At 64.8% G+C, this 12,482-nt stretch carries 12 protein-coding genes; 9 read left to right on the top strand and 3 right to left on the bottom strand.

Translation table 11 applies throughout. The features are described from left to right. Nucleotides 1–67 precede the first annotated feature (67 nt). The 6 genes from IVB46_RS18450 to IVB46_RS18425 all read left to right on the top strand — a co-directional run bounded on the left by IVB46_RS18450 (nt 68) and on the right by IVB46_RS18425 (nt 7,642). On the top strand, nt 68–1,636 hold the full coding sequence (locus IVB46_RS18450; RefSeq protein ID WP_247304166.1) for a DUF4403 family protein: 1,569 nt from the start codon (nt 68–70) through the stop codon (nt 1,634–1,636). A gap of 128 nt (nt 1,637–1,764) precedes the next feature. After that, nucleotides 1,765–2,889, top strand: coding sequence for an ABC transporter ATP-binding protein (locus tag IVB46_RS18445; protein ID WP_247304168.1), 1,125 nt, complete (start codon nt 1,765–1,767; stop codon nt 2,887–2,889). 56 nt (nt 2,890–2,945) lie between these two features. Further along, nucleotides 2,946–4,004 carry an ABC transporter substrate-binding protein gene (locus tag IVB46_RS18440; protein ID WP_247304170.1) on the top strand — a complete coding sequence of 353 codons (1,059 nt, stop codon included), beginning with the start codon at nt 2,946–2,948 and terminating at the stop codon, nt 4,002–4,004. A 46-nt stretch (nt 4,005–4,050) separates the two neighbouring features. Continuing rightward, nucleotides 4,051–5,313, top strand: coding sequence for an ABC transporter permease (locus IVB46_RS18435; RefSeq protein ID WP_247304172.1), 1,263 nt, complete (start codon nt 4,051–4,053; stop codon nt 5,311–5,313). After that, on the top strand, nt 5,310–6,140 hold the full coding sequence (locus IVB46_RS18430; RefSeq protein ID WP_166343800.1) for an ABC transporter permease: 831 nt from the start codon (nt 5,310–5,312) through the stop codon (nt 6,138–6,140). Before IVB46_RS18435 ends, IVB46_RS18430 begins: the two co-directional genes overlap by 4 nt. A gap of 290 nt (nt 6,141–6,430) precedes the next feature. After that, complete coding sequence (locus IVB46_RS18425) at nt 6,431–7,642, top strand: ABC transporter substrate-binding protein (protein ID WP_166343804.1); 1,212 nt, start codon at nt 6,431–6,433, stop codon at nt 7,640–7,642. A gap of 108 nt (nt 7,643–7,750) precedes the next feature. On the opposite strand, the gene IVB46_RS18420 is transcribed toward IVB46_RS18425, so the two are convergent. Both IVB46_RS18420 and IVB46_RS18415 read right to left on the bottom strand, forming a co-directional pair. Beyond that, the gene (locus IVB46_RS18420) at nt 7,751–8,284 is read right to left on the bottom strand and encodes a PRC-barrel domain-containing protein (protein ID WP_063981500.1); all 534 of its coding nucleotides are present in this window, start codon (nt 8,282–8,284) and stop codon (nt 7,751–7,753) included. Between the two features lie 222 nt (nt 8,285–8,506). After that, a complete protein-coding gene (locus IVB46_RS18415) occupies nt 8,507–9,085 on the bottom strand; it encodes a hypothetical protein (RefSeq protein ID WP_247304176.1) in 579 nt (192 codons plus the stop codon). Nucleotides 9,086–9,265: 180 nt separating this feature from the next. Here IVB46_RS18415 and IVB46_RS18410 point away from each other — a divergent pair, with 180 nt between their 5' ends. Both IVB46_RS18410 and IVB46_RS18405 read left to right on the top strand, forming a co-directional pair. After that, complete coding sequence (locus IVB46_RS18410) at nt 9,266–10,030, top strand: response regulator (RefSeq protein ID WP_247304178.1); 765 nt, start codon at nt 9,266–9,268, stop codon at nt 10,028–10,030. A gap of 13 nt (nt 10,031–10,043) precedes the next feature. Then, a complete protein-coding gene (locus tag IVB46_RS18405; protein ID WP_247304180.1) occupies nt 10,044–11,372 on the top strand; it encodes an ATP-binding protein in 1,329 nt (442 codons plus the stop codon). 8 nt (nt 11,373–11,380) lie between these two features. Here IVB46_RS18405 and IVB46_RS18400 read toward each other — a convergent pair whose 3' ends face one another. Continuing rightward, entirely contained in the window at nt 11,381–11,581 is a 201-nt protein-coding gene (locus tag IVB46_RS18400; protein WP_028153771.1) for a hypothetical protein, read from the bottom strand. 224 nt (nt 11,582–11,805) lie between these two features. Here IVB46_RS18400 and IVB46_RS18395 point away from each other — a divergent pair, with 224 nt between their 5' ends. Further along, nucleotides 11,806–12,342: a lytic transglycosylase domain-containing protein gene (locus IVB46_RS18395; RefSeq protein ID WP_247304183.1), complete on the top strand. Its 537-nt coding sequence runs from the start codon at nt 11,806–11,808 to the stop codon at nt 12,340–12,342. The last annotated feature ends 140 nt before the right edge of the window (nt 12,343–12,482 follow it).

Raw genomic sequence — 12,482 nt, 5'->3', positions numbered from 1 at the left:
CCGGTGCGCTCTAGCGCCCCCCTCGCCTGCCCTGTAGACTTCCGGACCTGGGCGGCTTGGGGGATTGATGCGACTGACGCTGAACTTGAAGACTGTCTTGATCGCCGTGGCGGTGCTCGCGGCGTCGTTTTTCGTCAGCCTGAAGGCGATGGACTGGCTGTCGCCGCGCGCGGCGACGACTGCGCCGCCGGTCGCACAATTGCCACCGCTGCCGCCGGTCGCGAAGAGCTCGATCGTGGTGGCGCCGGTGGCAATCGCGATATCGGCGATCCGCGAACAGGCCGAGAAAGCCGCGCCGCGCAATTTCGCCGGCAAGGCCGATAATCCAATCTCGCAGATCCTGGAGAATGCCGACATCGGCTGGTCCGCCGTGCGCGGGCCGATGGCGGCTGCCGGCGACAAGGACGTGCTGACGATCTCGACGCCGCTCAATGGCAAGCTCAACGTGACGGGCTCGCTGTCGTCGAAAGCCACCGGCGCGCTCGGCGACGCGCTCGGCAGCGTGCTCGGCGGTGACGCAGCGAAACGGATCGGCGCAGTCAACATCAAGAATTTGAACGCCAGCGCCGAGATCAAGGGCAACGTGGTCGTCACCTCGCGCCCGAAGCTCGCTGCCAATTGGCATCTCGAGCCAAATCTCGGCGCCCAGGTCAATCTCGGCGACACCAACCTCAATGTCTCCGGCGCCAAGGTCAACGTGCCGGCGCAGGTGAAGCCGCTGATCGACAAGAATGTCGGCGAGCAGATCAACATCGTCTCCGAGCGCATCCGCAACGATCCCTCGCTGCGCGAGAATGCGAAACTGCAATGGGCCAAGGCCTGCCGCTCGATCCCGCTGCAGGGCTCGGGCTCCTCGGCCGCGCTGCCGCCGCTCTGGCTCGAGATGAAACCGACCCGTGCCATCGCGGCGCAGCCGCGCGTCGACGCGCAGAACGTGACGCTGCTGCTCGGTCTCGAGCTCGAGACGCGCGTGACCTCGACGTCGACCAAGCCGGACTGTCCCTTCCCCGACAAGATCTCGATCGTGCCGCCGACCGGCACCGGCGTGAACATCGGCGTGCCGATCGACGTGCCCTTCACCGAGATCAACAAGCTGATCGCGGCGCAGATGGTCGGCCACACCTATCCCGAGGACGGCTCCGGCCCGGTCGACGTCACCGTAAAAGGCGTCAACGTGGTGCCGTCGGGCGATCGTCTCCTGATCTCGCTGCTGGTGCGTGCCAAGGAAAAGAAGAGCTGGCTCGGTCTCGGCGCCGAAGCGACCGTGCACATCTGGGGCCGGCCGATGCTCGACCAGGCGCAGCAGACGCTGCGGCTCGCCGACATCCAGCTCGCGGTGGAATCCGAGGCCGCCTTCGGCCTGCTCGGCGCGGCCGCACGCGCGGTGGTGCCGCAGATGCAGCAGGCCTTGGTGCAGAAAGCGACGCTCGATCTGAAGCCGATCGCCGCCAATGCGCGCGAGAAGATCGCGGCCGCGATCGCCGACTACCAGAAGAGCGAGGATGGCCTCAAGGTCGACGCCAAGATCGACAGCCTGACCCTCGCCGACATCGCCTTCGATTCCAAGACGCTGCGCATCGTCGCGGAAGCCGGCGGCTCGCTGAACGTCTACGTGACGAAGCTGTCGGGGATGTAGGGCGTCTTCACTCACCGGATCGGCGGCGTCGCTTGCGCCGCTGGCATTCTGGTCGGAGGATGCTAAGCTGTTTCCCGCAACCTCGAACGAGGTGCTGACAGCACTGCAGGGGACAACGCGAGGACAACATGGAAGCCGGCATGGTCACGCCTGCGCCGGCGCTGGTGCGCTTTTCCGGTATTCAAAAGACCTACGATGGCGAGCACCTCGTGGTGAAGAACCTCGATCTCGAAATCAGGAAGGGCGAGTTCGTCACCCTGCTCGGCCCGTCGGGCTCGGGCAAGACGACCACGCTGATGATGCTGGCCGGCTTCGAGGTTCCGACCCATGGCGAAATCTACCTCGCGGAACGGTCGATCAAGAACGTGCCGCCGCATAAGCGCGACATCGGCATGGTGTTCCAGAACTATGCCTTGTTCCCACACCTGACGATCGCGGAGAATATTGCCTTCCCGCTATCCGTTCGCAACACGGCCAAGGCCGAGGCGCAGGAGCGCGTCAACGCGGCGTTGCGCATGATCAAGATGGAAACCCTGGCGCACCGGCGGCCCGGGCAGCTGTCCGGCGGTCAGCAGCAGCGCGTGGCGCTGGCCCGCGCACTGGTTTTCAATCCGCAGCTCGTGCTGATGGACGAGCCCCTCGGCGCCCTCGACAAGCGCCTGCGGGAGCAGATGCAACTGGAGATCAAGCAGCTGCACGAGACGATGGGCATCACCGTCGTCTACGTCACCCACGATCAGAGCGAAGCGCTCACCATGTCGGATCGCATCGCCGTGTTCAACGACGGCATCGTGCAGCAGATCGACAGGCCCGACGCGCTGTATGAGCATCCGGTGAACAGCTTCGTCGCTCACTTCATCGGTGAGAACAACGTGCTGTCCGGCACCGTCGAGACGGTCGAGAAGGACTATTGCCGCGTCACGCTGGCTGGTGGCGGCGCCGTGACCGCACGGGCGGTCAATGTATCCGGCGCGGGCGCGTCGACCTCCCTGTCGGTGCGGCCGGAGCGGATCGCCATCATCCCGGACGGCACCTCCAGCGAGGGACCGAACCGGCTGCCGGCCAAGGTGCAGAACACCATCTATCTCGGCGACCACGCACTGGCCGTGCTCGATGTCGCCGGCAACGGGGAGTTCATGGTCAAGCTTCAGCCGGGGGCGCATGACGGATTGAGACATGGCAATCTAAGATCTGGTGAAAGCGTATTCATCACCTTCCGTCCCGAGGACTGCCTGGCCCTCGATCCCGTCTGATCCGGACCGGCATCGATCAACCTCAACGCAACGCAGATGAAGAAGGAACAAGGACCATGCTGAAGCGCAAGACTGGCAAGATTGCTCTGGGGTTCGCCGTGGCGTTCAGCGCCAGCGCCGCGCTGGCCACGGTCGCGCAGGCGCGTGACCTCACCGTCGTGTCGTGGGGCGGCGCCTACCAGGATGCCCAGAAGAAGGTCTATTTCGAGCCGTTCAAGAAAGCAGCCGGCGTCGCGATGAACGACGAGTCCTGGGACGGCGGCGTCGGCGTGTTGCGCGCCAAGGTGCAGGGTGGTGCCGCCACCTGGGACCTCGTCCAGGTCGAGAGCGACGAACTCGCGGTCGGCTGCGAGGAAGGCCTGTTCGAGAAGATGGATTATTCCAAAATCGGCGGCGAGGCCGCCTATATCCCGCCGTCGGTCAATCCCTGCGGCGTCGGCGCCATCCTCTACGATTTCGTTCTCGGCTACGACAAGGACAAGCTGAAGGACGCCCCCAACGGCTGGGCCGACTTCTTCGACACCAAAAAGATTCCGGGCAAGCGCGCCTTGCGTCAGGGCCCGAAGACCACGCTGGAGATCGCCCTCATGGCCGACGACGTCGCACCGAAGGACGTCTACAAGGTGCTGGCGACCGACGAGGGCGTCGAGCGCGCGTTCAAGAAGCTGGACACCATCAAGGGCGACATCGTCTGGTGGAAGGCCGGCGCCCAGCCGCCGCAATTGCTCGCCTCCGGCGAGGTGGCGATGACCTCGGTCTACAATGGCCGCATCGACACCGCGAACAAGAACGACAAGAAGAATTTCGGCATCGTATGGGATGGGGCGCTCTTCACCCTCGACAGCTGGGTCATCCTGAAGGGCAGTCCGAACAAGGACGCGGCCTACAAGTTCCTGGACTTCGCAGGCAAAGCGGAGAACCAGTCAAAACTGTCGCAGAACATCGCCTATGGCACCTCGAACAAGGACGCAGCCGCCCTGCTCGCGCCCGCTGTTCTCAAGGACCTGCCGACAGCGCCCGACAACATCAAGAACGCGGTCGAGATCAACGTCGGCTTCTGGCTCGAGAACATCGACCGCCTGACCGAGCGCTTCAACAAATGGGCCGCGAAATAGCGCGACCCGCAAGATTCGATCCAAGGCTCGATCCAAGGCTCGACCAATGACGGATGCGCGCTTGACCGGCGCCAATGCATTGACCGAGGTGCCGCTCAAGCGCCGATTGAGGCGTGCGGAGCGGACACGTCAGGTCAAGGCATTGGCGCTGGTGCTGCCGCTTCTCGTCTTCCTGCTGTTCACCTTCGCAGGCCCGATCGCCGGCATGCTGTGGCGCGCGGTCGATGACCGCGAGGTGCGTCAGGTCCTGCCGCAAACCATCGCTGCTCTCGCCGACTGGGACGGCAAGGACCTGCCGGATGAAAAGGCCTTTGCAGCGCTGGCAAGCGACATCCTGGCGGCGCGCGCCTCCGGCACCATCGCCATCGCGGCCAAGCGGCTCAACTACGCCCTGAACGGTTTTCGTACGATCCTGACCAGCACGGCGCGCAATCTGAAGGCGGCGCCGGAACCCGGCACGGCCAGGGAGACACTGGGCAAGATCAATCCGGCCTGGCGCGAACGGGCCACCTGGACGACGATCAAGGATGCCGGTGGCCCGGTGACCGGCTTCTATCTGCTGGCGGCGCTCGACCTGACGCGGAACGTCGATGGTGCGATCGTCGCGGCCGCATCAGACCAGGCGATCTACCGCAACGTCTTCGCCCGCACCTTCCTCATCAGCTTCAGCGTCACGGCACTCTGTCTGATCCTCGGCTTCCCCGTCGCTTACCTGCTGGCAACGCTGCCGCCGGGCCGGTCGAACCTGCTGATGATCTTTGTCCTGCTGCCGTTCTGGACGTCGCTTCTGGTCCGCACCTGCGCCTGGATCGTCTTGCTGCAGAGCAAGGGCGTCGTGAACGACAGCCTGCACTGGCTTGGCATCATCGACGAGCCGTTGCGGCTGATCTACAACCGCTTCGGGGTCTGCGTGGCCATGACCCACGTGCTCCTGCCGTTCATGATCCTGCCGCTGTACAGCAGCATGAAGGCGATCTCGCCTGCGTACATGCGTGCCGCCGCCTCGCTCGGCGCGCCACCGACCACCGCCTTCCTGCGGATCTACCTGCCTCAGACGCTGCCCGGCATCGGCGCGGGAAGCCTGCTCGTCTTCATCCTCGCGCTCGGCTACTACATCACGCCGGCCCTCGTCGGCGGCGCCGCCGATCAGATGATCAGCTACTTCATCGCGCTCTACACGACCGAGACGGCCAATTGGGGCCTTGCTTCGGCGTTGGGTGCGGTGCTGCTGCTGGCCACTGTTCTGCTCGCTCTCGTCTACGGCAAGCTGGTGCAGGGGCAGCAGGTCACGGGAGGGATGAAGAATTGAGCGATCATTCTTCCCTCCGCACGCCCAGCCAGCGCATCGCGTGGACCGCGACCATCGTCATCTCCACGCTGGTGTTCATCTTCCTGATCGCCCCGATCCTTGCGATCATGCCGCTCTCCTTCAGCTCGGGCTCGTACCTCACCTATCCTCTGCCGGGCCTCTCCTTGCGCTGGTACGACGACTTCATCAATTCGCCGCGCTGGATGAATTCGCTGAAGAACAGCATGATCATCGGCGTCGCCTCGACCCTGCTGTCGATGGTGCTTGGCACGCTGGCCGCGCTGGGGCTGGCGCAGTGGAAGAGCCGGTTCAAACCGCTCGTGCTGGCTTTCGTGCTGTCGCCGGTCGTCGTGCCCGGCGTCATCACCGCGGTCGGCCTGTATTTCTTCTTCGCGCCGATCGGACTGACCGGCAGTTATCTCGGCTTGATCCTGGCCCACACCGCGCTGGCGACGCCCTTTGTGGTGATCACGGTCGGCGCGACGCTGCAAAGCTTCGACACCAATCTGGCACGCGCCGCCGCCTCGCTCGGCGCCTCGCCGCTTTATGCGTTCCGCCGCGTGATCCTGCCGCTGATCCTGCCCGGCCTGGCCTCGGGTGCGCTCTTCGCCTTCGCGACCAGCTTCGACGAGGTGGTGATCGTGCTGTTCATGGCAGGTCCGGAGCAGCGCACCCTGCCGCGCGAGATGTTCAGCGGCATCCGCGAGAACATCAGCCCGACAATCACGGCAGCGGCGGTGATCTTGACGACAGTATCGGTCATCCTCCTCGCGACTTTGGAAGGCCTGCGCCGGCGCAACGAACGGCTCAAGGGCAGCGGGGGCTGAAAGGCGTCTTTCTTCCTTCTCCCCTTGTGGGAGAAGGTGGCGCGAAGCGCCGGATGAGGGGTTACCTCCGCAAGTACGAATGCAAGATGGGTACGTGCGGAGAGAGACCCCTCACCCGTCTCGCCGCTACGCGGCGAGCCACCCTCTCCCACAAGGGGAGAGGGTAAGAACACCGCAGCCCCCTACTTATTCTCAACCCTCCTCGCGCATCTCGGGCTTTACCGCCGCGACCGATTGTCGCTAGAACAGTCCCCGCAACAAAACCCAAACAACAACACAGGGAGAAACACATGCAAAAACTCATCGCCGCCGTCGCGGCCGGATTTGCTCTCGCCGCCACGTCAGGCGCCGCGCAGGCGCAGATCTCCGACGACGTCGTCAAGATCGGCGTGCTCACGGACATGTCGAGCCTCTATGCGGACGCGACCGGCAAGGGCTCGCTCGCCGCCGTCGAGATGGCGGTTGCCGATTACGGCGCCAAGGTCGCGGGCAAGCCGGTACAGGTGGTCGCCGCCGATCACCAGAACAAGCCCGACGTCGGCGTCAACATCGCCCGCAATTGGTACGACAACGACAAGGTCGACGCGATCTTCGACGTGCCGACATCCTCGGTGGCACTGCCGATCTCGGCGCTGACGCGCGAGAAGAACAAGATCAACATCAACTCCGGCGGCGGGTCATCGGACATCACCGGCGTCGCCTGCTCGCCTAACACCGTGCACTGGACCTACGACACCTATGCGCTGTCGAACGTCGCCGGCAAGGCGATGGTGAAGCGCGGCGAGGACACCTGGTTCTTCGTCACCGCCGACTACGCCTTCGGCATGGCGCTGCAGCGCGACGCCGCCAACGTGGTCAAGGAGAGCGGCGGCAAGGTGCTCGGCGAGGTCCGCCATCCGCTCAATTCCTCGGACTTCTCGTCCTTCCTGCTGCAGGCCCAGGCCTCCAAGGCCAAGGTGGTCGCGCTGGCGAATGCCGGCGGCGATACCACCAACGCGCTGAAGCAGGCGGCCGAATTCGGTCTCGTTCAGGGCGGCCAGAAGATGATCGCGCTGCTCCAGGAGATCACCGACACCCATTCGCTCGGCATCAAGGCGACGCAAGGCCTGATCGTCACCGACGCATTCTACTGGGACATGAACGAGGAGACACGCGCCTTCTCGAAGCGGTTCAACGAGAAGGTCGGTCATATGCCGACCATGATCCAGGCCGGGCTCTATTCGGCGACCATGCATTATCTGAAGGCGATCGAGGCCATCAAGACCGACGAGGCGCCGAAGGTGATGGAGCAGATGCGCAAAACGCCGGTCAACGACTTCTTCGCCAGGAACGGCAAGATCCGCATCGACGGCCGCATGGTGCACGACATGTATCTGTTCGAGGTGAAGAAGCCGGAGGAGTCCAAGGGCGAGTGGGACCTCTACAAGCTGATCGCCACCGTCCCCGGCGACGAAGCCTTCCGTCCGCTCGACAAGGGTGGCTGTCCGCTGGTGACGCACTGAACGTCTTCTCCCTCTCCCCGCTTGCGGGGAGAGGTGAAAGACGAAAGACACGACAGCGCGCCCGGTGAAAACCGGGCGCGCTTCGTTTCGGCCGTCACGTGAGCAGCATTACTCCGAGTACTTGAACTCGGGCATGTTCTTCAGCTCGTCCTTGCTGGCATTGAACACGGCGTGGTCGGGATACCATTTCGACGTGGACGAGGCGGTCGTGGCCGTCGTCGTCGTGGTGGTCTTCTCGGTGCCGGTCGCAGCGCCAGTGGTCGTGGTCGCCGCAGGCTTCGCGCCCGTGCCGGTGTAGGCCACGGCCTCGTTGACGAACTTCAGCTTCTCGTAGGGGACGGCGACCAGATGCTCGCCCATGCCGAGGAAGCCGCCGACGCCGATCACGGCAATCTTGATGTTGCCGCTCTTGTCCATCAGCAGGTCGTTGATCGAGCCAATGTTCTCGTTGGCGTCGTTGTAGATCTTCAGGCCCGACATCTTCGAGGCACGCCACTCGCCCGACGCGGTCGTCGTCGTCGTGGTGGTGGTTGTGGCCGCGGGCGCTGCCTTGTCGGTGGTGGCGGTCGGGTTTTGCGCGAACGCAACGGTCGCAAGCAGTGCGGTGCCGGCAAGGCCGGCGGCGATCGATTTCATCAACATTGTTGTCCTCTCCTTCAGCAGAAAGCTTATGCGGAGAGAACAGCGGCGATCATCCGCAGTTCCTTTTCTGCGGCAATTTCGTCACGCGATGATGGCGCTGCGCTGCGACGAAAGTTCCTGCGTCACTCAGAAACGTTCGATCAGGAACGTTCCTGATGCACAGTTCCCCGCCGACGATCATGCGCCCTGGGTGAAGCACGATCGCGGCGAGGAACGCTCAGGTCAGCTCTTGAAGTCGATCAGAAGTGCGGAGAAATCCGAACCGCCGAATGAGCTGCCGCTGGCGCCGTAGGACGCGCTCGACGATTGCGACTGCTGGAGCGCCTGGAGGAATTGCTGGAGAATGTCCGCCGTGGTCGTGTTGGTCGACGTGCTGCTGGTCGAGGACGAATCCGACGAGCTGTCATCCGGCGACGGACCGGGCGGCGGTCCGCCCGCACCACCGGGACCACCAGGACCACCGGGACCACCGGCGCCGCCGGGCCCCTTGGCGAAAGCGGACTGAAACACGTTCTTCAGTTCGTCCGCCTGGTCCGAGGTCAGCGTCCCGTTCGACACTTCGTTGGCGATGAGATCGTCGATCTTCGACTTCATCTCGTCCTTGGAAGGACGCGTGCCACTCGACTGATCGCTGGATCGGCTCGACTGCAAGGCGGTGTCGATGTCGGTCAGCGCGGTCGAGAGCGCCGACTGGTCCGACGACGAGATCGTGCCGTCGGAAACGTCCGATTGCAATTGCTGCTGAAGCCGCTGCAGGGGCGACTGGTAGTTACCGGCGGAGGCCGCCGAAATCGAGGTCATAATGGCTCCGTGGCTTTTGCGGGGTTTCGTAAGCGACACCGCCACGGTATGGTTAGCGGCCTTAACGAGACCTTGCCGCTTCCCTGCCCGGGTATTGCCTGCTGTTGCGCCCGGACAGGCAGAAACAATCCGAAACAAAAATCTTCGCCATTTGGCCCGAATCTTGGACAAACAAAGCGCATGGCCAATCCCAACATCCTGGTCGTCGAGGACGACCGCGAAACCCGGACGTTGATTGCAAAGTACCTGCGCAACAACGCCTGCAACGTCACCACCGTGAGCGATGGCCGGGAGATGTCGCGTGCCTTGGCCGATCACAGGGTCGACCTCATCATCCTCGACGTCATGCTGCCCGGCGAGGACGGCTTGAGCCTGTGCCGCAAGGTACGCTCGGAGGCGCAGACGCCGATCATCATGCTGACCGCGCGCGGCGAGGACGTCGATCGCATCGTCGGCCTCGAGATGGGCGCGGACGACTATCTGCCAAAGCCCTTCAACCCCCGCGAGCTGCTCGCACGCATCAACGCGGTGCTGCGCCGCCAGGCCGCAGCCCAGGCGGCAAGCTCGATAGAGGGCGCCTCCACGCTCGTCTTCGAGGGCTGGCGCATCGATCTGCGCCTGCGCGAATTGCGCAATCCGGAAGGCGCGCGCGTCGCGGTGACCAGCGCCGAGTTCGATCTGCTGCGGACGTTCTGCGAGCGGCCCGGCCGCGTGCTGTCGCGCGACAGCCTGCTCGACCTCACGCAAGGGCGCAACACCGGCTCGTTCGAGCGCTCGATCGACGTGCTGGTCAGCCGCATCCGCCGCAAGATCGAACCCAATCCGGCCGATCCCACCATCATCAAGACGGTGCGCTCCGGCGGCTATCTGTTCACGCCCAGAACCGAAGCGGCCGGGACTGAAGCAGCTGGCAATGAAGCGGTCGCGGCGACCCTGAGCGGTTAGTGGAGCGGTCGTCATGACGCCGTTCCGCTTCTTCCACCTCAAGAGCATCGGCGGACAGATCGCCGCGCTGGTGGTGGCGTCGATCGTCGCGCTGCATCTGATCCTCACCGCCAGCTTCCTGATCAGCCGGCCGGACCGGGCCGAGCCGCCGCCCGACGCCGCCCATCAGCTCGCGGACGCGGCGCTGCTGCTCAACGGCACGGATGCGAGCGAGCGGCCGCGCATCCTCGCCAATATCGTGCGTGCGTTTCCGAAGGCCGGCATCGAGCTCCTCGCGCCGGGGACCTTCTCGGTCGCCGACGACAGCGGTGGCCCGCATCTGCGCAACGTGCGCCGGCATCTCGGCCATCAGTACAAGGTGGTCGCGCTGGCCCCGAACTTCGGCGTGCACCGCGTCGCGGTCGAGCTTCCCGACGGCAGTGTGATCGCAGGCCGCGTCGAGCAGGGCCCGCATCCGCCGCGGTTCTGGGGCGGCCCCTGGATGATAACGCTGCTGTTCGCGCTGATCAGCGTCACGATGCTCGGCCTGTGGGCGGCCTACGCGCTGGCCGCGCCGCTGTCCTCGTTTGCCAGGGCCGCCGAGAATTTCAGCCTGGACGGGGCGGCCGATCCGCTGCCCGAGCGCGGCCCGGAGGAGATCCGCTCGGTCGCGCGCGCGCTCAACCGCATGCATGAGCGGATCGCGCGGCTGATGTCGGATCGCACCCGGATGCTGGCGGCGATCAGCCACGACCTGCGAACGCCGATCACCCGGCTGCGCCTGCGCGCGGAATTCATCGAGGACGAGGGTAACCGCAGGCGCATGCTGATCGATCTCGACCAGATGCGCTCGATGCTGGAATCCGTGTTGTCGCTGCTGCGCAACGACCGCAAGATCGAGGCGGTGACGCTGGTCGATATCGCGAGCACGCTCCAGGTCATCGCCGACCAGTTCGGCGACATGGGTCATGTCGTGCACTATGACGGCCCCGCTTCGGCGACGGCCGCCGCGCGGCCCGACGAACTGCATCGGGGCGTCACCAACCTCGTCGAGAACGCGGTGCGCTTCGGCGCCGAAGTGACGATCCGCCTCGACGTGTCAGGCACCAGGCTCGTCATCGACGTCGAGGACGACGGCCCCGGCATCTCGGATGCGCGCAAGCAGGAGATGCTGGAGCCGTTCGCGCGCGGCGACGACGCGCGCACCATGGACGAGCACACCGGCTTCGGGCTCGGCCTGTCGATCGCGCGCGCGATCGCGATCGCCCATGGCGGCGAATTGTCGTTGCACAACCGCACGCCGCACGGGCTGATCGTGCGGATGCAATTGCCGGTGTGGCAGCAGCCGCGGCGGGCGGCGTAGGGCACGCCTCAGGCGGCGAGCGGCGGATGCTCGATCGGGTGCTCATCGAAGATCGCCACCGCCTCGAAGCGGTAGCCGCAGGCGTGGCATTTCCAGAGATAGGAAACGCGGCCTTCGCCCGGCTCGATCCAGTCCGGAGACGGGATCGGTGCCCCACATTGCGCACAGGGGTTCTGCTTGGGGATGTCGCCGATGTCTGCTCGGGTCATGGACGTTCTCCCGAATTTTGAATAGCGATTTTTGGGCGAATGCACCAATAGACAGACCTGCTGTCGCGTAACGCACATCGCCAAGTGCAATCCTAACCTGGGTTTGAGTCGTAAAAACGACGGCCCCGCGAAAATCGCCGCTGGCGGCGTTTCGCCACATCATCGCCGTGTTCCCACGGCCTAACGCGCACGGGTGCAGGTTCGTTCTGCCGAGGAATAATTCAATGAAAATTTTGCGTATTGCCGTGGTCGCTGCGGCCGGGCTGATGTTGCCCCAGGCCGCATTCGCGGGCGAAGCCGAATACGCCGAGATGGTCGCGGCCCATGCCCGCGCCAACGGCGTGCCGGAAGCGCTGGTGCATCGCGTCATCATGCGCGAGAGCCGCTATCAGCCCGGCCTGATCGGCCGCGGCGGCACCATCGGCCTGATGCAGATCAAGCTCGCGACCGCCCGCGGGGTCGGCTACACCGGCGACGCCGCCGGCCTGCGCGATCCCAACACCAACCTTACCTACGCCGTCAAATACCTCGCCGGCGCCTATCGCGCCGCCAATGGCGACCACGCCCGAGCCGTGCGTTATTTCGCGGGCGGCTATTACTACGTTGCAAAGCGGCAGCGTCAGGAGGCCGTGCAGGTCGCCAATATGGGCGACACCTGGCTCGAGCCGAACGGCAATCCGCAGCCGATGCTCGGGACGGCGCCGCATAAGAAGCTGGCCCAGCGCGTCAGCAATGCGCGGGCGCAGGTTCCCAACCACTAGCCAGCGTCATTCCGGGGCGATGCGAAGCATCGAGCCCGGAATCTCGAGCTTCCCCGGTGCGCAATTGCGCACCCGGGGTTCGGTCCGGCGGACCGCGCCGGAATGTCAGCCCTGTGGCTAGCGCGTTGACCACCTCGTCC

Origin of the sequence: Bradyrhizobium sp. 61, from assembly GCF_023073075.1 — a bacterium.
In the GTDB taxonomy this organism is placed as follows: domain Bacteria; phylum Pseudomonadota; class Alphaproteobacteria; order Rhizobiales; family Xanthobacteraceae; genus Bradyrhizobium; species Bradyrhizobium barranii.
The sequence above is the reverse complement of the archived record's forward strand: the minus strand, read 5'-3'. Positions and strand labels throughout refer to the sequence as shown.

What these genes read in the sequence shown, in the direction of transcription:
- IVB46_RS18410 (WP_247304178.1), top strand. Translation starts at nt 9,266, where the DNA reads ATGGCCAATCCCAACATCCTGGTCGTCGAGGACGACCGCGAAACCCGG.
- IVB46_RS18415 (WP_247304176.1), bottom strand. Translation starts at nt 9,085, where the DNA reads ATGACCTCGATTTCGGCGGCCTCCGCCGGTAACTACCAGTCGCCCCTG.
- IVB46_RS18400 (WP_028153771.1), bottom strand. Translation starts at nt 11,581, where the DNA reads ATGACCCGAGCAGACATCGGCGACATCCCCAAGCAGAACCCCTGTGCG.
- IVB46_RS18440 (WP_247304170.1), top strand. Translation starts at nt 2,946, where the DNA reads ATGCTGAAGCGCAAGACTGGCAAGATTGCTCTGGGGTTCGCCGTGGCG.
- IVB46_RS18425 (WP_166343804.1), top strand. Translation starts at nt 6,431, where the DNA reads ATGCAAAAACTCATCGCCGCCGTCGCGGCCGGATTTGCTCTCGCCGCC.
- IVB46_RS18395 (WP_247304183.1), top strand. Translation starts at nt 11,806, where the DNA reads ATGAAAATTTTGCGTATTGCCGTGGTCGCTGCGGCCGGGCTGATGTTG.
- IVB46_RS18435 (WP_247304172.1), top strand. Translation starts at nt 4,051, where the DNA reads ATGACGGATGCGCGCTTGACCGGCGCCAATGCATTGACCGAGGTGCCG.
- IVB46_RS18450 (WP_247304166.1), top strand. Translation starts at nt 68, where the DNA reads ATGCGACTGACGCTGAACTTGAAGACTGTCTTGATCGCCGTGGCGGTG.
- IVB46_RS18420 (WP_063981500.1), bottom strand. Translation starts at nt 8,284, where the DNA reads ATGTTGATGAAATCGATCGCCGCCGGCCTTGCCGGCACCGCACTGCTT.
- IVB46_RS18445 (WP_247304168.1), top strand. Translation starts at nt 1,765, where the DNA reads ATGGAAGCCGGCATGGTCACGCCTGCGCCGGCGCTGGTGCGCTTTTCC.
- IVB46_RS18405 (WP_247304180.1), top strand. Translation starts at nt 10,044, where the DNA reads ATGACGCCGTTCCGCTTCTTCCACCTCAAGAGCATCGGCGGACAGATC.